We start from the raw sequence: 22,037 nt of genomic DNA on the forward strand, positions 1-22,037 counted from the left end.
CCGCCGTTTCTCGTCGCTCTAAGTGGTATTCACCTGACTGCAGCTCACCGTGCGCAGCTTTTTGTCGCTCTAAGTGGGTTTCACCTAACTACAGCTCGCCGTTCGCCGTTTCTCGTCGCTCTAAGTGGGTTTCGCCTGACTGCAGCTCGCCGTTCGCCGTTTCTCGTCGCTCTAAGTGGGTTTCACCTGACTGCAGCTCACCGTGCGCCGCTTTTTGTCGCTCTAAGTGGGTTTCACCTGACTGCAGCTCACCGTGCGCCGCTTTTTGTCGCTCTAATTGGGTTTCACCTAACTGCAGCTCGCCGTTCGCCGTTTCTCGTCGCTCTAAGTGGGTTTCACCTAACTGCAGCTCACCGTGCGCCGCTTTTTGTCGCTCTAAGTGGGTTTCGCCTGACTGCAGCCCACCGCGTACCCGCTTCTCGTCGCTCTACTACCGACGGGCGGCGGCTGATTTCGCATTTACGCGCTCCAACCGTTACAACATTCAACAATTGTTCCTTAGCAGTTATGTTTCTGGTTAGTGAATTGTGCCGTCGTAGTTTTTTTTATGGGCACAATCAAGAAAAATGTCTGGTACCAGCACGCCACACTGTCAGTAGCACACCGTTTGACGCCAACTTCGTCTGAAGGCGGTTGTGCGAAAATTAGTACACTGCGGGGCGCGAGGTAGTGCGGAGGGCGGCGTCGCTGAGGTGAGCCGTAGTTGGGATTAGTCGAACTAGCTGTCTGCTCGGCGTCGCTGAGGTGAGCCGTAGTTGGGATTAGTCGAACTAGCTGTCTGCTCGGAGTCGCTGAGGTGAGCCGTAGTTGGGATTAGTCGAACTAGCTGTCTGCTCGGAGTCGCTGAGGTGAGCCGTAGTTGGGATTAGTCGAACTAGCTGCCTGTTCGGAGTCGCTGAGGTGAGCTGTAGTTGGGATTAGTCGAATTAGCTGCCTGCTCGGAGTCGCTGAGGTTAGCCGTAGTTGGGATTAGTCGAACGAACAACCTCACCCTTCTACCGAAACGGGTTCTAGCCATTGCGAGACTCGCATATTTTGGAAGCATCCGTTTTGCGGGAGGTGGGAGTTTGCGAGCGAGAGTGAAAGGAGCGGACGGCGGCAGGTTGATCTGGGTCGCTTTTGTCGCCGGCATTCTATTGTCAGGTATCGTATGGATGTTAGCTCATGGGGCAGGCGGCGCAAAGCAGGCAACTTCTGGCATGTTCCAAACGTCCTTCACCCAAGTCGGCGGAACGGACGCCAACCCTAGCATGATACCGAGGCAAACTGCTCCTCCAGATCGGACAAGCCAGTCTACCCACTCGTCTTCGTCCCCGGGCACTGCAGCAAAGGCAGGTATAGAAAAGTCCGTGAGCGTCTACTTAACCAAGCAGCATAAAATAGAGACCGTGCCGTTGGAAACTTACGTGCTAGGCGTCGTCGCTGCGGAGATGCCGCTGGATTTCGAACCGGCAGCGCTGGAAGCCCAAGCACTTGCTGCCCGCACGTATATCGAGAGAAGACTCGCGCTCGGCGACCGGTCCGGCATGACGACGGAAAAAGCGGATGTGACGGATACGATCACCCATCAGGTCTATCGATCACTCTCTGATATGAAACGACTTAAGTCGGAAGACGAAGACGGCTATAGAAAAGCGGCCCTAGCGGTAGAACGAACGAAGGGGCAGATTATCGTCTATGGCGGCCAACCGATAGAAGCTTTATTTTTCTCGACGAGCAACGGCTATACTGAAAACTCGGAGGATGTGTTCGCGGCTAAGCAACCTTATCTCCGCTCCGTACCCAGCCCATGGGATGCAGTTGCTCCGAGAGCAAAAGAGACGACACGGTTTGGATTGGCTGAGATTTATCGCAAGCTCGGAGGAGACGCTCTGCCGGTCGCCGGTAAAGCGGGTGTGTCGGCCAAGAAGCCGATTCGAGTGCTCGATAGAACGCCGGGGCGCCGCGTCAAGACGCTGCAAGTGGGTTCCGAAAGATGGACTGGAGAGGAAGTCCGCGAGAAATTAGGGCTGCGTTCCGCCGCGTTCGATCTTCAAGTCACCGGCAACGAACTTCTGGTTACAACTTACGGCAGCGGGCACGGTGTCGGCATGAGCCAATGGGGTGCGCAAGGATTGGCCAAGCTGGGGAAGACGTCGTCTTATATTGTGGAATACTATTATCAAGGAGCTCGTGTGCAGGTAGTTTCAAAGCTTGCGAAAGGCTCGGCATAGAACAATATCTATAAAAATGGCAATCTTTCAACCGATTCAGGTATAAAACGTCGTCACCTGGTAACAATGGCTTACTGAGGTGATGATAACCATGAATGATGGCAATAACAAAACGCCACGCAAGATCGAAGACTCTAGCAAGACGGTTGCGGTAACGTCGTCCGCTGCCAGGCCTTCCGGATGGAAAAAGCTGCTTTCAAAACGCTGGGTATTCCCTGCAGCTTACATGGCCGCCGCAGCAATCATCGTTACGATTCTCTGGCTGAACGCGGGATCGGGTCAAAAAGATCCGAATCAATCCGTCCCGAGTTTGACAGGCGTCGAAAGCGAGTCGACTGCGAACGGGAAATCCGATCCCGAAGCAACGGCGGTAGTCGCTAACGGAGAGCAACTGAAATGGCCGGTCAGCAAGATCGAAGATTTGACCACTTCGATTCCTTTCTATGATGCTTCGGCGTCCGAGAAAGAGAAAGAAGCGGCGATGGTGCAGTACAGCGACAACCAGTTCAAACCGCATATGGCAACGGACTTGGCAAGAGCAGACGGAGCGACGTTCGACGTTGTGGCCGCGATGAGCGGCAAAGTTATCGTCGCAGGTCAGAACCCTGTCAACGGCTATGAAGTGGAAATCGAGCATCCAAACGGTCGTGTGACGGTTTACCAAAGCTTGACCGATCTGCAAGTGAAAGTCGGCGACGAAGTGAAGCAAGGCGACAAGATTGCTTCTGCCGGAACGAGCGAGCTCGAATCCGAGAAAGGCGCTCACGTTCACTTCGAAGTTCGCGACAACGGCATTTCGGTTAACCCGAACAAGCTGATTAAGTCGGAGAAAAAGTAAGAGATTCGATGTGGCGATAGAGAGAGCTTCGCGTGAAATGCGCGGAGCTCTCTTTATTTCACTCGAGAGACTATCGACAATTTGGTAAAAGCTATGTCATAATCTTGACGAATAAGAGTGTCTGAAGCGAATGGTTGGAAGGAAGGGGCTGTATGAAGAACGTTGGAATCGCCCAGCTCGAGATCGGAGACGTGCTTGCCAAGCCGGTGCACGGTCTTAACGGCATCGTTATGCTGGAAGCGGGAACGGTGCTCACAGATAAATATATCGAGAGATTGAAAGCGCTTCGAATTAATAGTGTTCAGATCGGCGCACATAACGAGTCGGCGGCGAATGCGGCTAACGTCCGAAAGGATAGAGTGGCGGCGGATTGGATTCCACCGAATATCGCCGAGATGAAGAGCGACGAGCAGACGCGCAAGGAAGCGGTCAAACTCGTAGCGGAATTCGCGGAAAGAGGCGCATTGACCGAGCAGATGCTGGCGCCATTCCCCGATTTTCGTCCCAAGTTCCGAGAAATGCTGATGGAGATCGTCTCCCACCCGGCTTTTGCAGAAGAATTGGGCGTCATCAAGGGCACGGATCAAATGCTGTTCGAACATTCGCTTAATGTTACGTTATGCTCAAGCATTCTCGGGATGGCGCTAGGGTTCGACGGAGCGAAGCAACTCGAGCTTGCGATCGGCGCTATGTTTTCGGATATCGGCATGACCCGAATTCCGCATGAACTTGTGAAGCTCAATCGAGGGTTGACCGAGAAAGAGCTGACCGTCCTCAGGCAACATACGAACGAAGGATACCATGTTCTGAAGAAGATCAAGGAAGTTCCGCCAGCTGCCGCGCAATGCGCGCTTCTGCATCATGAGCGTTATCAAGGCAATGGCTATCCGCTTGGGATGAAAAACGAAAGCATTCCGGAGTTCGCGCGGATAGTTGCGATCGCGGATGTGTACAACGCGCTTGGCTCTCCTCGGCATCATCGCAATGCCTATCGTCCAGCCGAAGCTGTCGAATATTTACTCGCAGCAGGCAATTATCATTTCGATTGGCAACTGGTCAAAACATTCCTGAGCAGGCTGGTCATCTATCCCGTCGGCACGACGGTCATGTTGAGCGACGGGCGCGAGGCGACCATCATGGAGACGGCGGGCAGACCGATTCAACGGCCGGTCGTTAAGCTGGCAGTCGCGAGAGGGAAAGAAGACGGCAAACGGGAAATTCTCGATCTGCAACAACATCCGAACCTTGTTATCGTTGGCAAAGCCGGCCAATAAGAAAAGTCCGTATCGAGTTTGTCTTTGCAGGCTCGCAACCCTTTGTTTATCAAGGGGTTGCGGGCTTTTTTTGTACAGCGGAAATGTCATCTGATTAGGTCTTTGGAAGTGTTTTTCGGACCTTCGGACCTATTTATCGCGTCAAAAAATGGACTTTCCTAGCCCGTCAGGCTTGGCAACATAGAATAAGTGACCGCGCCCCTCATATACTGTACCAATTCTATTTCAGCAGGGAGGCGGGAGCGTGCACGATTACATCAAGGAACGCACGATTAAAATCGGCCGCAGCATAGTGGAGACGCGCAATACGGTGCGAACGATAGCGAAGGAATTCGGCGTCTCCAAAAGCACGGTGCATAAAGACCTAACCGAACGTCTGCCGGAGATCAATCCGGACTTGGCCGACCAGGTGAAGCACATCCTTGAATATCACAAATCGATCCGGCACCTTAGGGGAGGGGAAGCGACGAAAATCAAATACAAGAAAACGACGATCAAGAAAAGGGAAGTGATGGCGGCGGGGAAAGCATAATTTTGCTAATCTTGTCGAAAAAACAAAAGGAAAAGAAGGATTTGCGGGAGGCGCCCCGAATAATATACTATTGCTACGTAACCATTTTTTCGGCGGAAGGATTATCCTCTCATGTTTAGCAAAGACATCGGCATCGATCTGGGTACGGCTAACGTATCTATTCACGTTAAAGGCAAAGGAGTCGTACTCGACGAACCGTCCGTTGTCGCCATCGAGAGCGACACGCGCAGAGTATTGGCTGTCGGGGAAGAAGCCCACCGCATGGTTGGTCGGACGCCCGGCCACATCATCGCCATTCGTCCGCTCCGGGACGGCGTCATCGCCGACTTCGAAGTGACGGACATGATGTTGAAAGCGTTCATCGCGCGTGTCGGCGGCAAAAACTGGTATAGCCGTCCCCGCATTCTCATCTGCGCGCCTACGAATATTACATCGGTAGAACAGAAAGCGATCCGCGAAGCGGCCGAACGAAGCGGCGCCAAGGAAGTGTTCCTCGAAGAGGAAGCGAAAGCGGCCGCGATCGGCGCAGGCATGGATATTTTCCAGCCTAGCGGCAATATGGTAGTTGATATAGGCGGAGGTACGACGGATGTCGCCGTTCTGTCCATGGGCGATGTCGTAACCGCCTCTTCTCTTAAAATCGCGGGGGACAAGTTCGATTCCGCGATCATGAAGTACATAAAGAACAAATATAAATTACTTATCGGCGAACGTACGAGCGAAGACATCAAGATCAAGATCGGCACCGTGCACCTCGGCGGTCGTCGCGAGGAAATGGACATTCGCGGAAGAGATATGGTGTCGGGGCTGCCGCTCACCGTGACGATCCACTCGGACGAAGTGCGCGAAGCGCTTTGGGAGCCGGTGATGTCGATCGTCGCTTCCGCGAAATCCGTGCTTGAGCGCACGCCTCCGGAATTGTCCGCGGACATCATCGACCGCGGCGTCATCTTGACGGGCGGCGGCGCATTGCTTGACGGATTGGACGCTTTGCTTGCGGACGAGATCAAAGTGCCGGTGTTAATCGCGGAAGATCCGATGCATTGCGTCGTTAAAGGAACCGGAATTATGCTGGACCATCTCGATAAAATGACCCGCAAAATGGGATAAACTTGCGTTTTCAAGGGAGGCAGCTTCATGTTAAGAGGGTTGTATACGGCCGCATCGGGAATGATCACCCAACAGCGGAGACACGATACGATCACCAATAATATCGCGAACTTGAACACGCCGGGCTTCAAAGGCGGCAACACGGTTTCAAGATCCTTCCCTGAGATGCTGATTTCGGTCATGGGCGGGGCGAATCCGCCGACGGGCGGCATCGGCAAGCTGACTACGGGCGTATTCGCAGAGGAGAACCTTCCGTTATTCACGCAGGGAGATCTCCAACAGACTTATAGAAGCCAAGATTTGGCGCTCATCTCGGATTACCTTGTGGATGGCGTGCCATTCGACGATTCCGGCAAGTTCGTGGACGCGAATGGACAAGTGACGTACAAACCGCAAGCCTTTTTCGCGATATCGACGCCAAACGGCGAAGAACGTTACACGAGGGATGGCAGCTTTAAGACGGCTCCAGACGGCACATTGATTACGTCGAATGGACAAGCGGTTGTCGGCGCGAACGGTCAACCGATCATTGTGACCGTTCCATGGGACCGAGTGACCGTAACCGGTGACGGCAAACTTGTCGACAAGACGACGGGAACGCCGTTGAATGGCAACCCGCAGCTTCGCATTGTGAAGGTGGACAACCCTAACCTGCTCGTTCGCGAAGGTGACGGCCAGTTCCGGTACAAGGGAGACGCGACGGCGCTGACGCAGATTGCTGCGGGTGAACGGGTTGCCGTACGCCAAGGCTATCTCGAGCGTTCGAACGTCGATCCGGCTCAATCGTCAGCCGATCTGATGGCCGCTCTGCGAGCCTATGAAGCGAATCAGAAGGTCATCCAGACGTATGACCGCAGCTTGGATAAAGCTGTAAATGAGATTGGTCGGGTATAACCAACACAAGTAGGAGGAACTCCTAAGTGAACAACTCCATGATTATTGCTTCGGCATCAATGAACGCCTTACAACGCAAGCTGGATATTCTCGCAGATAACGTCTCCAACTCCAATACGGTCGGGTACAAACGCAAATCCGCCGTATTTCAGGATATATTGACGAGCATCCAGCCTCAGCTGCAGGATTTCAACCAGGCAGGACGCCGTTCGCCGCTAGGCTTCACGGAAGGCTGGGGTACGAGAATCGCATCGATGCAGACCGACTTGTCCCAAGGCGTTCTGCAAGAGACGGGGAACATGACGGATATCGCGATCGAGGGCAACGGCTTGTTCGAAGTGCGCACGGATGGCGACTTGAACGGCGTCCGCGCATTTACGCGTCACGGACCGTTTCAATTGATGCCCGACGCGAACGGGGATCGCATTCTTGTGACAAATTCCGGCCAGCAAGTCGTAGCGGACGTTGGCGGAGCGGAAGATTTCGTACGCGTTCCGGCGGGTTACAACTTGAGCGTCGCGGCAGACGGCACGTTGACCGCGGTCGGCGCTAAAGATTCGATCGCTCTCGGCAGACTAAAGCTCGTAGAAGTGACGAATCCGGAATTGCTGCAAGCCGTATCGGATAACTTGTATGGCATTCCTGCCGATGTTAATCCCGACAACGTGGTACGCACAATTGCCGGGCTTCCTAACGGAGAGAGCGGAATCTCGGTTCGCCAAGGCTTCGTCGAGCAATCGAACGTGAACTTGACGGATGAATTGACCGATCTGATGATCGTACAACGAGCTTACCAGCTCAGCGCTCGGGCACTGACATCCAGCGAACAGATGATGGCAATGGCGAACAATCTGCGCGCCTAAGCTTTAAGCTAAAAGCATGTTCAAAAAGCCCGGTTTTCAGCACCGAGAAGGTTGAAAGAAGCTTAGGGAATGAGGAGCGGAGAGTAGGCAAACCTACGTGAGCACCGGAAGTCCCGGCTGAATTCAAGATTCGACATCGAATAAGCTTCTCGAACCCACATCGTGATCAAAATCGGGCTTTTTGAACTACCTCTTGAAGGAGCAAAAGAGTCATGACTGCAACATCACGACCCAACGAACCGGCCAAAAGGTCTTCGGGCAAGGTGATCGGCCGAATTGTCTGGGTAAGCGTCAAAATATTGATCATCCCGGTACTATGCGTAGCGGCGCTCATCGTAGGACTTGCGATCGGATACGGCGTTCTGGGTGATCGGCCGATGTCGGAAGTATTCGATTCCAGCACCTGGAAGCATATGTATGATCTCGTGTTCGCGGCGGGCAGCTAAGTTTGGCTGAGTCTGGCCTGCGCCTTGCAACCGGGACAACGACTCCCCGGCACCTTGCTCGGGGAGTTTTCATTTGTACAGGTGAGCGTTATAATGATGGGGAACTTTAAGTGGAAATGGGAGGGAATCAGATGATGAATGTGCCAAATATGTTAACGATGGCCCGATTCGTCTTGATTCCCGTATTCCTGTTTCTCTATTTGAACGATCAGGCGATCGCTGCCGTAATTGTTTTGTTGGCAGCCGGTTTGACTGATTTTTTGGATGGTTATATCGCCCGCCGAAATGGTCTGGTGACGGTTACCGGAAGTTTACTCGACCCGCTCGCGGATAAGTTGATGGTGCTCAGCGTCGTGCTGGCGTTGCTGATCAACAGCGTTCTCCCTCTCGCCGCGTTTATCGTGATGGTTTTCAGGGAAACCGCAATGATTGTCATTACGGCCTACTTTTATTTCCGCGGACAGCAAACCGTTCCGGCTAACTTTTTCGGCAAAGCGACGACAGTCATCTATTATATCGCAATCACGTTGTTGTTTTTCGAGCTTGCAGGGGGCATCGAGGTGCTGTGGTGCGGCATCGTTCTGTCATTCATCGCATCGTTTGTCTATTTAATGAAATTCAGGAGCCTGAATCGGGCAAGCTGAGAAAAAGAACCGCCGCCGGCGGATCAGTGCCGGCGGCGTTCTCTTATATCAACCTTCGCGACTGCAGTTCGCCTAGGGATAGTCGTATTATGGACAGACCCCGAGCAGCTTATGCGCGTTCGGCCCCATCAATGTCGCCGGCAGGCAGTCGGCACAATAAACGGAGGAAATTATGTTAGATATTATCGAAATCCAAAAGCTGATCCCGCATCGTCCGCCGTTTCTGCTCGTAGACCGCATCCTGGAGCTGGAGCCTGGCAAACGCGCCGTAGGCATCAAAAACGTAACGATGAACGAGCCTCATTTCGTTGGACACTTTCCGAACTATCCGGTTATGCCTGGCGTTCTAATCGTTGAAGCGCTTGCGCAAGTCGGTACGGTCGCGATGATGGCGATTGATGAAAACAAAGGCAAAATCGGCTTCTTCGCGGGCATCGATGAATTCCGTTTCCGCGGGCAAGTGAAGCCGGGAGATACGTTGACGCTCGAGCTTGAAGTGACGCGTCTGAAAGGACCGATCGGCAAAGGCCGCGGCGTCGCCCGCGTCGGCGACACGATCGTTGCCGAAGGTGAGCTCATGTTCGCTTTGCAGGATCCGAATAAAGGATAAGAGAGAAAGGGGAACGAACGAATGGCAGCGAATCCGCTTGAATTGTACGAAGCATGGTTAAGCGACCCCAATATCGATAGCGCGACGAAAGAAGAGTTGCAAAGCATTGCCGGACTAGAAGGCGAAATCGAGGATCGTTTCTATCGCGATCTCGAATTCGGAACGGGCGGACTTCGCGGCGTCATGGGCGCAGGGACGAACCGAATGAACCGTTACGTCATCGGCAAGGCCACTCAAGGATTCGCGAATTTCCTTCTGACGAAGGCAGATCGGCCTTCCGTCGTCATCGCTCACGACTCCCGTAACAATTCCGATGTCTTCTCTTTAGAAGCAGCATGTGTTCTCGCGGCCAACGGCATCCGTACTTATTTGTTCCGTTCTCTTCGTCCTACGCCGCAGCTATCGTTTGCGGTGCGCGATTTGAAAGCGACCGGGGGCATCGTTGTGACGGCAAGCCATAACCCGCCTGAATACAACGGCTACAAGGTGTACGGGGCGGATGGGGGACAACTCATTCCTGACGATGCCGAACAAGTCATTTCCTATATTCGTAATGTCGGAGCTTTCGATAACGTAAAGAGACTCACTCGCTCCGAGGCTGAAGCTCAAGGGCTGCTCGTCTGGTTGGGAGAAGAGGACGACGAGAAGTTCGCGGCGGTCGTTGCCGGTCAGAGCGTTCGTCCGGATGTGCTCAAGAACGGTGCGGGCGCAGCGTTGGGCGTCGTATTCACCCCGTTGCACGGCACGGGTAATCTGCCCGCGCGCCGCGTGCTGGAGCTAGCGGGATTCTCCAACGTCCGGGTCGTTCCGGAACAAGAGAAGCCGGATGGCATGTTCCCTACGGTCAAGTCTCCGAATCCGGAGGAGCAGGAAGCTTTCGTTCTGGCGATCAAACTTGCGAACGAGACCGGCGCCGACATTATCGTCGGAACAGACCCGGATGCAGACCGGATGGGTGCTGTCGTCAAAAATGATAAAGGCGAGTATGTCGTTCTGACGGGCAACCAGTCCGGCGCGCTTATGATTCACTATTTGCTGTCCAACTTGAAAGAACAAGGCAAGCTCCCAGCCAACGGCGCCGTCGTTAAGACGATCGTTACGAGCGAGATGGGGGCCGACATTGCGGCTTCATATGGCTGCGAAGTGTTCAGCACGTTGACCGGCTTCAAATATATCGGGGAACTCATGACGAAATTCAAAGCGTCGGGCTCCCATTCGTTTTTGTTCGGCTACGAGGAGAGCTACGGCTATTTGACGGGGGACTATGCCCGAGACAAAGACGCCATTGTCGCAACGTTGCTGATCTGCGAAGCGGCCGCTTATTACAAGGCGCAAGGGAAGACATTATATGAAGTATTGCTTGAGCTGTACGCGCAATACGGAACTTATCTCGAAAAGTTAGAGTCGCGCACCTTAAAAGGCAAGAACGGCGTCGAACAGATTGGGGCGATTATGAGCGATTGGCGCTCGAATCCGCCGCAGGAAATCGCCGACGTTACCGTAACGCGAGTGCTCGATTATGCCGAAGGGCTGGACGGCCTGCCGCGCGAGAACGTCCTGAAGTTCATGCTGGCTGACGGTTCATGGTTCTGCTTGCGTCCATCGGGCACAGAACCGAAAATTAAAGTCTATTTCGCAGTGCGCGGAACAGGTATAGAAGAAGCAAAAGCTGCCGTTGGACAGCTTGCCTCAGCCGTTATGGCACGGGTCGATTCTTTGGCTTGACGCGTTGTCCCGATTTATACGTACGTGTACAGAAGATAAAGGAGTGACCCGTAGTGCCCCAATGGTTGAACAAATGGAATGCGATAGGCGCAAAATGGCTTTGGTGGGTTGTGTTGGTCGGCATTGTCGCTGCGTTGCCGGTAATGTATGCACGTGTGCAGACGGAAACGTCGGCGGACAACTATGAAATCGTGATGGACTACCGGGACCTGCTTCAGGTGAGCAGCACACAACCGAACCCGCAAGTATTTGTACAGGAGCAGCTTAAGCGGCTGAAGGATGCGGGCGTTAACGCGATGACCGTGTTCGAGAGCACGCTTGAGGAGCTGGGCTGGGCGGGCGAAATCAATGTGTACAATGCAACGCAAGCGGCCCTGCTTGAAGGAAAGCTGTCGCCGCCGGAGGATAATGCGACTTACGTCGTTTTTAATCAACCGGGTGACGAAACGACGCTTCGACCAATTATTGAACAGGCGTTCGCACGGCACGGCGCAGCAGTTACCAATTGGTCGATCAAAGGCGCCGATGGCCTGAGAATCGATATGGGGTACGACGATGCGTTGCTGCGTCCCATGCAGCCGAATCCTTTGGCGATGAAAATGCTAAAGGACGAAGGGTTTAACCTTGTTCCGAGGTTGTCGGACCGTTTTCCTTCATTCGATGCGGCCGAAGTGGATCGCTGGCTGAGCTCGTTCCAGACGCTCGGCGTCAAATATGTGCTGTTCGACGGCGAGTCGGTAACCGGCTTCGGCGAGGGCAAGAAATTCGACAATCTGAAAACTTTCTCTTACTCGCTTAAGAAGTACGGCATCGGCATCGGGATGTTCGAGAACTTGAAAGTGCCGCAGCGTGGCGCCGCGAAACTTGCCAACTTCCTCGGCTATAATGCGATTCGCGCACATTCCGTCGGCGAGGCCGAGATGACGGTTATCAAAAAGCCGGTGCTGGAAGACCGACTCATTCTGGCCGTAAAGGACCGCGATATCCGTTTGTTGTACTTGAACGCAGTTGCGGTGAAAGACACGCTGAAGGGCAAAGTGTCCCAACCGCTCGATAATATTATTGACGTTCTTCAAGGAGAAGAGGATGGTTCGAAGGGCGTCATCGCGCAGTTGCATGACTTCGGTTACGACGTCGGCGAGCCTTCTGCGTTTAAGGTGCACCACGCTCCTCAAGAGACGTTGTTGCGCGGTTTGACGATGTTGGCGGCGATTACGCTTGTGGCGTTGACGATCGGTCTTTTTGCGCCGGCGTTGCTGGTCATCGCTCTCGTGCTCGGGTACATCGGCGGGGCGGGACTATACGTCGTCGCTCCGACGCTGATGGTACAAGCGTTGGCTCTCGTGGCGGCGATCTGCGCACCGACTGCGGCTGTCGTCCTGCTCGTAAAGAAACTGCGTACGCTGAGGGAAAGCGCAAGCTCGCCCATCTCGGTATCACGGCGCATCGGCGGAGCGCTGCTGCTGTTTGCGCGTACGACCGTGCTATCGCTGGCGGGTATCCCGTTTATCGTGGCGCTGCTCAACCATATTTCCTATAACCTTGTGTTGCAGCAATTCCGCGGCGTTGGTTTGCTTCACCTGGCGCCGATCGGTCTCGTTGCTTTGTATGTGTTCCTGTACGGGGGCAACAACACGGTTGTCGGCAACGCGAAGAGAATTCTCGCCATGCCTCTCACTGTGTTATGGATTGTCTGCCTCGGTGTATTGGGCGCGGCTGGACTTTACTATTTGACCCGTACGGGCAATTCCGGGCAAGTATCTGGGCTCGAGATGCAATTCCGTTCGATTCTCGAAAACACGTTCGGCGTGCGTCCGCGGACAAAAGAATTTTTGCTCGGCCATCCGATCTTCTTTGCGGGCATTTTCCTGGCACTGCGTTATCGCTGGGGCTCGGTGCTCATCATCGCCGGTACGATCGCTCAACTGTCCATGGTGGACACGTTCGCGCACATTCATACGCCTTTGCTCTTGTCGATCATTCGCGTGCTGCTGGGCCTCGGCATCGGTCTTGTGCTCGGATTCATCCTGATCGCCGTATGGCAGATTCTAGAGAAGCTGTATGGCGTGTGGTTGAAGCGGAGCGGGGCTGTCTTGTAGAAAGGTTGCACGCACTGCGGCTGATCTGTAAGGCCTGGTGAGGGCGAAGGCTGGTAGGATTAAAAACATCGTTATCGCTTACGAAATCGATGGCGATGGTGCTGTAGTGATGTTTTTCATCGTAAGGCGGAGGGAATGGGCCGTTTTAACGATTTATTGCTCGCGGTACGATGAAAAACATCGTTATCGGAGTCGGATGTAATGATCTTAGCGGTGTAACGATGAAATTCATCATTACATCCTGCATGGTGTGATGCGGAACGCGTTGCGGTTGGCAAAGGCATAAGAAACCAATGGAATCCCCTCCGTTGCCAGTCGGCGGCGCAGGGGATTTTGTGTGAATGGAATAGCAAGTGGGGTGGCTTTTTTGCGTACCGAATGCGGTTATTAGAAGTTTTTTTCTTGTAAGTATTGGCACTTTGGCGCATTCTATAGGAAGTATCAGCGATTGGGGCGGTAGAACATCGGACAGCGTAAACCATTTGGGAAAATGAAAAACGGCCGCATGACGTACCGGATTCTGCTTTCCGGATATTACGGATTTCGGAATAGCGGGGATGAAGCGGTTCTTAAAAGCATTTTAACTGCGCTTGAGGAAGAGGCCGAAGCTGCGGGAGTAGCCGTGGAGCCGGTCGTGCTCTCCGGAGATCCGGATTGGACGAAGGCGCAATACGGTGTCGAGGCGATTCCGCGCATGAAGCTCGCGGAAGTACGCAAGGCGCTGAAAGACGCGGACGGGCTTATCAGCGGCGGGGGAAGTTTACTGCAGGATGCGACCGGCCTCGGCTCTATTCCGTATTATTTAGGTATACTGGCACTCGCCCGTTGGGCGGGTAAGCCGACATTTGTGTATGCGCAAGGTATCGGTCCGGTTCATCGGGCGATGTTTAAGCCGTTCATCGCCAGCGCGTTCCGCAAAGCCGCGTACGTGAGCGTGCGCGACGAGGAATCCGCGTCGCTGCTACGAGGCTATGGCGTTGATCCCGCGAAAGTCGAGGTCGTGCCGGATCCGGTGATGGGATTGCCGTTGCCGGGGGACGTGGGGGAAGAGCTAGCGGATGACAGCGCTAGAGAAGAGCCGAGGGATGCGTCGGCAACGAGTGCGTCGAGTGAAGAGCGGGCAAATATGCCGGCGAATGATGGCGTGAGCGAGGAGCCGAGAGATGCGTTGGCAACGAGTGCGTCGAGCGAAGGGCAGGCGAATGTGCCTGCGATTGGCAGCGCTAGCGAAGGGCGGAAGGACGCGCTACCGACGGTAGGCGTGTCCGTCAGGTTCTGGCGCGTCGACCGCGCGGACATGGACCGCGTGGCAGACGCGCTTGAAGCGCTGGCCAGACGCCGCGACGGCGGCGTGAGGCTGCGCTTCCTGCCGTTCCATCGCGGCGAGGACGAGGATGCGTCCCGCTACGTGATGGAACGGCTCGTGCGCTCCGGGGCTCCGGCGGAGCTGGAGCTGGCCCCGGCGCACGATGACCCGCAGCAGATGCTGCGGGAGGTGGGCCGATGCGAATTGCTCATCGGCATGCGGCTTCATTCGCTGATCTATGCGGCGAATCGTAACGTTCCGCTGCTTGGGATCTCGTACGATCCCAAGATTGATCAATTTCTGCATCGCCTCGGACAAGCCGCGATCGGCACAACCGAAGCTCTTGATCCATCAGCAGCGTCTGCCAGAGCCACCGAAATTCTGGACAATCCGGCACGCTGGCTGGACCAATGCGGACCTGCCATCGAACGTTTGAAACGCGAAGCGGCGAGACCCGCGCAACAAATTATCCATTTCATTCGTAATAACTAACGCCGAGTAAATTTAATTATGGCGTTCATTCGTCTCATCAATTGTCCGAACTTGGAGTGTGACTTTACGTGAACGCAACGCCAAAGCCTTTTCCGACGGTATCCTTATATGGAGTTCCTTTCTCAACAATGAACATGCGGCAGACAGTCGATTACTTGACCCGCGCGGTCGAAGAACGCAAACCGCATCGTGTCGTGACAGGTAATCCGATCATGCTCATGGTTGGGCTCAACAATCCGTCGTTTCATCGCACGCTTGCAACTGCCGATCTCGTCGTCCCGGACGGCGCTGGAGTCGTCTGGGCGGCCCGTCGAGTGAAACGCCCAGTGCAGGAGCGCGTCGCGGGATTCGACCTCATGCACGAGTTGTTCGCGCAAGGCGACAAACGGGGATGGAGCGCTTATTTACTCGGAGCGTCGCAGGAAATTATCGATGCTGCGTACGAGAAGCTTAAAGCGCGTTATCCGGGCGTTCGTTTCGTCGGGCATCGAGATGGGTACTTTACTGATAAGGAAGACCAGGAAGTCGTGTCGGCCATACGGGAGGCGAAGCCGGATTTGTTGTTTGTCGCGCGCGCAACGATGAATCAGGAGCCGTGGATCGAGAAATACGAAGCGGAGCTCGGTGTTCCTGTCATCATGGGCGTAGGAGGCAGCTTCGACGTCGTCGCAGGCAAGCTGAAGCGCGCGCCGGCCATTTTCCGCAAATTGGGTATGGAGTGGTTTTATAGGCTGTTGCAGCAACCGAGTCGGTTCAAGAGAATGCTGGTGTTGCCGCAATTCGCGATTAAAGTGATTAAAGACGGAGATAAAGTCCTGAAACCAAACAATCCGTCGTGAAAACATTCGTGAAAATGACTCAAATCATGAAAAACGGCTGAAAACGACTGAAACTTCACCTTGTTCATCCGCTTCCAGCGGGAGTATAATTCATTCCGGTATACAAAAAGGGGAGTTGTGAATCGTGTCAGGTTGGATGCTTGCACTTCTTTTTATCGCATTCGCAGTGACAATGGGGTTAGCGCTCGTGCTGACGCCGCTTGTCAAGAAGTTTGCTGTACGCATCGGCGCGATCGACGTGCCGAATCATCGTAAAGTCCATACCCGGATCATGCCTCGACTCGGTGGCGTTGCGATCTACGGTTCGTTCGTTATCGGAATATTACTTGTTCTGCCTTTTGTTCCCGAGGGGACATTAAGCTCTTATAATCGCGATTTGATCTATGGCCTCCTCACTGGGGGGACGATTATCGTCCTGCTCGGCGCGCTTGACGACAAGTTCGATTTGTCCGCCAAGCTGAAGCTGCTCGTGCAGATCGGCGCTGCGTGCGTCGTCGTGTTCGGCTTCGATGTTAAGATCGACTTACTCAACATTCCGTTCGGCTCGGACATGCAGCCGCTCGGCGAATGGCTTAGCATTCCGCTTACGATTTTCTGGATCGTCGGCGTAACGAATGCGATTAACTTGATCGACGGGTTGGACGGACTAGCTGCCGGCGTATCCGGTATCGCCGTCGCTACGATCATGGTCATGGCGATCATTATGGGCAACACGCCGGTCATCTTGATCTCGGCCGTTCTGCTCGGCAGTATTATCGGTTTTCTGTTCTTTAACTTCCATCCCGCGAAAATTTTCATGGGAGACTCGGGCTCACTGTTCCTCGGCTTTGCGCTGGCGACGCTGTCCATGCTCGGGTTTAAGCAGATCACAGTCGTCTCCTTCGTGACGCCGTTGCTGATTATCGGCGTACCGTTGTCTGATACATTCTTCGCCATTATCCGCCGCTGGAGAAGCAAGAAGCCGATCTTCGCCCCGGATAAAGGCCATCTGCACCACTGTCTGCAACAGCTCGGATTCAGCCATCGCAAAACAGTGCTGATTATTTACGGCATTGCGGCGTTCTTCGGCACCTGCGCGGTCATCCAGTCGGCCGTCTCCAATTCAGGACTCGGCAACTGGATCACGTTTATCGTTATTTGCGCGCTCGTGTTCCTGCTCCAGATCGGTGCCGAGCTTATCGGTATCGTCGATCAGACGCGCCGTCCGGTGCTCGACCTGCTCGCCAGACTTCGCATGAAGCCTCAGACTCACTCTCGAGGCAAATAATTTTTCGTTATACTTGCTAAGACAGCCCCCATTGCTAACCCGTCGCTTTCGCGACGGACAAGCTTTAGGGGCTTTTTTTCGCGCGCGCGTCTAAACATTTCCCCCTGCAAGCCCGATAACAAAGGTACGGAACTTTTGCGGTTTTTTGACGTCTAATGGGATATGCTGCCGAATTAGGCGAATACCGCCAAGAGGAGGAACGCGATCGGAATTCGCATCAATAATTAGTGACGCATTGCTATTCATTCGTTCATGGAGAGTCAACCAGGCTCTAGTCATACATAAGGAGGAAGTAAATTGAAGAAAATATTTAACAGCGTGTTGGCATTCATCGTGCTTTTCACCTTCTTGCCGTCGTTTGCGAGTAACACATATGCGGCACCGAATGCAGTCACTCTCAGTGAGCAAACGACCATCGGCGCAGCCAGGGTAACGTTTAATCAAATCAATACGCTTGTCGGTACGCTAGATACTAGCGTCATTCCTGCCGCTAATCTTCGATATAATATTGAAAGGGTAAATTCCGCTGGAGTTGTTCAGGAATCCAACCTTGGACAAAGCGCTGGCATTTCAGTGGGGGCCGCCGGCACTGCTGCTCCTCTAACGATTAGCGGGGTCACACTTTATAAGGGAATTAACAAAATTACCTTGTACAATAGCAGCGCAACTGCAGTTCAAGATGTTTACTATATCGAGGTTCGGGATGCAAATTATTTCTCCTTTCCATCGGAACAATATTTGGCAAGCTCCGCTAGAATCGTGCTGGATGATCGCGTTAATCTAAGTGGGACGATTAACAATGTCATTGGTTCATCGATCAGCTACAGTGTCTACCAGATCGTGATGAATGGATCAACGGAGGACGTTGTCAACAAAAACGAAAATCAGAACGCTAATATCACATTAAACGGAAATTCGTTAAATGTTCTTAGTCTTCAACTTTTCCCGGGTTTGAACAAGATTACATTTAAAGGTTTGCAGGGACTAACGGAAGTCTCAAACTCTATCTACATAGAGTATCGCAACAGCCCGACACTGTATGACCTTAAGGCGAATATTGACGGCCAGAATTTTGATATTCAGGAAGTCGGAACAACCGTTATTAACTCGACGGCTTCCCGTAATCGCGCTCAATACGATATTAGCATTACTGGTAAAGCACCAAATGCGGATCGGGTTACGGTTATTTCCAACGGCAATAGTTATTCGTATACGGTATCTTCCACGAATGGATGGCAGTTCGCCGTTTCCCCCGTGAACGTGAAGAAGGGTAAAAATACGATTACTATTCGTGTGTACAACAAAAACCAAATGTCTGAGACAACAAGGGACATCGCTTTCTACAACGGTGAAGTGACATTTTATGATTTGCAATTGCAGAGTACCACAGGAGGGGCTACTCCAACTGTCAACTCGGTTCCTTTGGACAACAGCCCGAACTTCTCCGTGAAAAGCAACGACTTAATTAGCGTAACTGGTAGAGTTATTCTGCCATACAAGGAGGTCGTAACTCCGGACCCTGACGGTTCAGGTCCCGCCACGGCGACAATAGCTTATTATCCGGACACTCGATCCGTAACGAATTTGATTGGGGCTAATGGTGCTAAGCTTGAAATTCAACAGAATAACGGATCGTATACTCCGATAACCGATGTGGCATTAGAGTCGTTGCCTCCAACATCGGCAACACAGTTCGTTACAGTAAAATTCTCCTATGATTTGCCTTCACTTGCAGGCACGGGGACGAGTCTATTCAATACTTCGTATAGCCTCAGACTGCACGGCTTCAACTGGGTGAAATCCCCGAATGGCATGGATGAGACAGGATTATTTACGTACCGACTGCGTAACTCAGGGGAGGCTTTCATCTCTCAGGTCAATTATTTAACGGGATACAGTTCTACGACGACACCTGCGGACCTAGAAGCTTTGACTGGCAGTTCGTTAAATGGGTCTAGCGTTTTCTCGTTACCAATTGGAGTCGAATTCCTTATCGCTAATCCGACAGCTTTGGGTACAGGAGGGACTACGTTACCGGCAACTATTCCAGCAGGACTTATTAAACTTGCTTCTGTTAAGCCTTCAACGGGTTCGTTGACCAGTAATGGAGATAATACGGGGACATCAGATCCGACCAAGGATTACAGTTATTTGCAACTTGCATCCACACCTTATTACGTGACGAAGACGGTTGATGGTAAAGAGCAGCAATTCCTAAGAGTGTTTATGAAGATCGTGAAGCTGCCTACTTCCGGTGGGCAGACGCTTACCTTCGCTTTGGATAATACTGTGAATCCGAATGTATCCACTACACCTGAGACGGCAAACATTAATTTGCTGTTCGGTCCGTTCGCTCGTTTTAATAAAGTGTTCGACGGTATGAAAGTCGACTACGACACAACGATCAGTTCTGCCGCTGGCAAGACGTACTTGTTAGATACGACGTTTAACTTCTTGAAAGGCGAACTCGTAAATGTGAGCAATCCATCTGACATCCGCTACAAAGCAGGTACCGGCGGTTCGCAGACAGTATTCTTCTACATTAACAATATCGAGGTTAAGTTGGATGCTGATCCAAGTACCCCGACAAAATTCACGATAGACAGTGATCCAACAAACATGTCGAATGCTTTCGACGCCATCTTCAAGGGTGGGGACAATACATTCCGTTTCGTGTTCAGAACCGCCAAGAATAATTACGAGAAGACGATGAAAGTGACGCTGGTTCCAACGAACCTGCCTCAAATCCCAGTGCCAGGATCGACGGGGGTATTCCCGTATAGCGTCAACTCGATCGTTCCGATCGCGAATGATCCAAAATTCGAGAAACAAGGCACGATATATACGACAAAAGAAGCCAAAATGAACATCTACGGCTCGTTTGACTTCATTGACCTTGGTAGTACGCAATCGGGCATTGATGGCATTTTGAATGCGATGTCTACAGCCGAGAAAAACAACTACAAGATTAAAATCGTGACGGATACAGCAACGTACACGTGGACGCTGAACAATAAGTTCGAATCAGCTGATGCAGCGCACATTCCACTTAATGCAAGCGGAACCGCAAACCCTGACGTCGCCGTCTATTATAATCTGGTTGATCAGACATTTGCATTTATGCTTCAGAATCAGAATGTTCCGGCTGATGGCAGCTCCAAAGTGTATAACATCTACGTATACAATAGCGGAGAAAGCGGTCCTAAGGCGCAGTATCGTTTGGAAATCGATCCGACTTCGATTCCTTATACTGTACTTGCCCCTGTTACGGAAAGACGGACGATGAATCAGAACTATGTTGAAGTCATTCTAACTTCTCCTGGGGCTGAGAAAGTTACAATCAACAAAATTCCTGCTCGCAAAATCACGTATTTAAATTACGCGAACATGATTGGCGGAGTACCTGAAAAGATTAGTGCGTTCAGTGCGCTTGTCACTGGTCTCAAGCCGAACAAGGATACAAGTATTGATTTGGTCATCTCCAGGGGAACAGAGAGTATAAAGGATAGCTTCAAAGTCAAATATGCGTCTGAAAACATCCCGGGCGCACAATACATGGAGCAGATTAAGAAGTCTCACAAACTGTTCGAAGGAAAGTTCAGCCTAACTCTCCCGAGCACGAACTTGATTCGCAGAGACTACAATACGCCTGAGAATCTGAAGGGACAAGTGTACACGAACAACAACATCCTGTTCGGTATCGCTAACCCGGCGGACGGCGTACTTGACCGTAACGACTTTACGGCGGTTCCTGCCAACTACGATCTTCAAGTGGATCTCGGAAATACGTATTTCTCTGCTTCGTTCCCAAGTCGGTTTATTAAAGTAAGCCCGGTCTTCTGGACAGACGCAGGGCAAGCGGACAATCAGACGACTGCGGAATACGATCCGACCAATGCGGGGATCGATCCTTATCCGATCGAAGTCGAAGAAGGCGCTGCCCAGACCTTCTACTACAATCGAGATTCGAAGCGGGAGCTTGTACCGGCCAAGCGTGGAACGTTAACGTTGACGTATGATAATTCTGTTCGCCAAGGCGCAAGCACCGTCGTAACGGTATTCCGCTTTGATCCTTTTGCCAAGCAGTGGGAGAATATCGGCGGAGTTGTCAATGAGAAGAAAGCGTCGATCACAGTACCGTTTGACAGATTTGGATATTATGTAGTCGCCAAGCTCGGTTACGGGTTTAACGATGTGAACGATCACCCGTACGCGCGCGATTCGTTGGAGGCCGTCTACTCTAAAGGCGTTATGAACGCGGAAGATCCGACCGGAGTGTTCGGAACAGACCTTTACGTAACTCGCGGTGAATTTACTCGAATGATCGTTAAGGCGCTTGATATGCCGCTTAACTACTTCGGAGAGAAGCACTTCATTGATGCGACAGGTGACGAACAATACGTCAACATGAACGATAAGTGGGACTTCCGTTACATCGAGACGGCAGCAAGAGCAGGATTTGTTCGCGGATCCCAGCCTCGCGTGTTCGAACCATATAACACGATTACACGTCAAGATGCGACGGTTATGTTGGCGAAAGCATTGAATCTCAAGCTGGACACGAACACCGCCTCCGTTCAGAAGGCGCTTCAGAAGGCGTTTATTGACGAAGCCAACATTTCTTTCTATGCAAAACCGTCCGTAGCTGCGGTCATCAAGAAAGGCTTCATTAAAGGGACGCCTAGGGATGCCAACGATCCTAAGAAAGGAATGGTATTCGAGCCACAAGCGAAGTTACTTCGCAGTGATGCCGCGATTATCATTTCCAAGGTTATGATCGATCTGAAGAAACTCCCTAAAATCTACATGTAAGTGGGGATACGGAGCCTTCGGCCAGCGGGCCGGGGGCTCCGATCTGTTTCAACTTGGTTCCAAAGGAAATGTT

16 protein-coding genes are annotated in these 22,037 nt (G+C 52.5%); all 16 read left to right on the forward strand.

Features of this window, described 5'->3' with window-relative positions:
* Nucleotides 1-1,067: 1,067 nt before the first annotated feature.
* The 16 genes from spoIID to ACFPOF_RS12795 all read left to right on the forward strand — a co-directional run bounded on the left by spoIID (nucleotide 1,068) and on the right by ACFPOF_RS12795 (nucleotide 21,964).
* Nucleotides 1,068-2,213, forward strand: a complete 1,146-nt coding sequence (gene spoIID / locus ACFPOF_RS12720; RefSeq protein WP_378133084.1) for a stage II sporulation protein D — start codon at nucleotides 1,068-1,070, stop codon at nucleotides 2,211-2,213.
* Nucleotides 2,214-2,304: 91 nt separating this feature from the next.
* Nucleotides 2,305-3,051, forward strand: coding sequence for a peptidoglycan DD-metalloendopeptidase family protein (locus ACFPOF_RS12725; RefSeq protein ID WP_378133086.1), 747 nt, complete (start codon nucleotides 2,305-2,307; stop codon nucleotides 3,049-3,051).
* A 152-nt stretch (nucleotides 3,052-3,203) separates the two neighbouring features.
* A complete protein-coding gene (locus tag ACFPOF_RS12730) occupies nucleotides 3,204-4,325 on the forward strand; it encodes an HD-GYP domain-containing protein (RefSeq protein WP_378133088.1) in 1,122 nt (373 codons plus the stop codon).
* Nucleotides 4,326-4,569: 244 nt separating this feature from the next.
* Nucleotides 4,570-4,857 (forward strand): sporulation transcriptional regulator SpoIIID, encoded by a 288-nt coding sequence (gene spoIIID, locus ACFPOF_RS12735; RefSeq protein ID WP_378133090.1) that lies wholly within the window; start codon nucleotides 4,570-4,572, stop codon nucleotides 4,855-4,857.
* A gap of 111 nt (nucleotides 4,858-4,968) precedes the next feature.
* The gene (mreB, locus tag ACFPOF_RS12740) at nucleotides 4,969-5,967 is read left to right on the forward strand and encodes a rod shape-determining protein MreB (protein WP_378133092.1); all 999 of its coding nucleotides are present in this window, start codon (nucleotides 4,969-4,971) and stop codon (nucleotides 5,965-5,967) included.
* A 27-nt stretch (nucleotides 5,968-5,994) separates the two neighbouring features.
* Nucleotides 5,995-6,861 carry a flagellar hook-basal body protein gene (locus tag ACFPOF_RS12745; RefSeq protein WP_378133094.1) on the forward strand — a complete coding sequence of 289 codons (867 nt, stop codon included), beginning with the start codon at nucleotides 5,995-5,997 and terminating at the stop codon, nucleotides 6,859-6,861.
* A 26-nt stretch (nucleotides 6,862-6,887) separates the two neighbouring features.
* Entirely contained in the window at nucleotides 6,888-7,724 is an 837-nt protein-coding gene (locus ACFPOF_RS12750) for a flagellar hook-basal body protein (protein WP_378133096.1), read from the forward strand.
* Nucleotides 7,725-7,936: 212 nt separating this feature from the next.
* Nucleotides 7,937-8,170 (forward strand): DNA-directed RNA polymerase subunit beta, encoded by a 234-nt coding sequence (locus tag ACFPOF_RS12755; protein ID WP_378133098.1) that lies wholly within the window; start codon nucleotides 7,937-7,939, stop codon nucleotides 8,168-8,170.
* 131 nt (nucleotides 8,171-8,301) lie between these two features.
* On the forward strand, nucleotides 8,302-8,814 hold the full coding sequence (gene pgsA, locus ACFPOF_RS12760; protein WP_378133100.1) for a CDP-diacylglycerol--glycerol-3-phosphate 3-phosphatidyltransferase: 513 nt from the start codon (nucleotides 8,302-8,304) through the stop codon (nucleotides 8,812-8,814).
* 172 nt (nucleotides 8,815-8,986) lie between these two features.
* Nucleotides 8,987-9,424: a 3-hydroxyacyl-ACP dehydratase FabZ gene (gene fabZ, locus ACFPOF_RS12765; RefSeq protein ID WP_378133102.1), complete on the forward strand. Its 438-nt coding sequence runs from the start codon at nucleotides 8,987-8,989 to the stop codon at nucleotides 9,422-9,424.
* A gap of 21 nt (nucleotides 9,425-9,445) precedes the next feature.
* Nucleotides 9,446-11,149: a phospho-sugar mutase gene (locus ACFPOF_RS12770; RefSeq protein ID WP_378133104.1), complete on the forward strand. Its 1,704-nt coding sequence runs from the start codon at nucleotides 9,446-9,448 to the stop codon at nucleotides 11,147-11,149.
* A 53-nt stretch (nucleotides 11,150-11,202) separates the two neighbouring features.
* On the forward strand, nucleotides 11,203-13,248 hold the full coding sequence (locus ACFPOF_RS12775; protein WP_378133106.1) for a DUF5693 family protein: 2,046 nt from the start codon (nucleotides 11,203-11,205) through the stop codon (nucleotides 13,246-13,248).
* A gap of 490 nt (nucleotides 13,249-13,738) precedes the next feature.
* On the forward strand, nucleotides 13,739-15,046 hold the full coding sequence (locus ACFPOF_RS12780) for a polysaccharide pyruvyl transferase family protein (protein WP_378133108.1): 1,308 nt from the start codon (nucleotides 13,739-13,741) through the stop codon (nucleotides 15,044-15,046).
* 128 nt (nucleotides 15,047-15,174) lie between these two features.
* Complete coding sequence (locus ACFPOF_RS12785; RefSeq protein WP_378133110.1) at nucleotides 15,175-15,885, forward strand: WecB/TagA/CpsF family glycosyltransferase; 711 nt, start codon at nucleotides 15,175-15,177, stop codon at nucleotides 15,883-15,885.
* A 136-nt stretch (nucleotides 15,886-16,021) separates the two neighbouring features.
* Nucleotides 16,022-17,152: a glycosyltransferase family 4 protein gene (locus tag ACFPOF_RS12790; protein ID WP_378133151.1), complete on the forward strand. Its 1,131-nt coding sequence runs from the start codon at nucleotides 16,022-16,024 to the stop codon at nucleotides 17,150-17,152.
* Nucleotides 17,153-17,449: 297 nt separating this feature from the next.
* Nucleotides 17,450-21,964 (forward strand): S-layer homology domain-containing protein, encoded by a 4,515-nt coding sequence (locus tag ACFPOF_RS12795; RefSeq protein ID WP_378133112.1) that lies wholly within the window; start codon nucleotides 17,450-17,452, stop codon nucleotides 21,962-21,964.
* The last annotated feature ends 73 nt before the right edge of the window (nucleotides 21,965-22,037 follow it).

Source organism: Cohnella soli, assembly GCF_042655525.1.
In the GTDB taxonomy this organism is placed as follows: domain Bacteria; phylum Bacillota; class Bacilli; order Paenibacillales; family Paenibacillaceae; genus Cohnella; species Cohnella soli.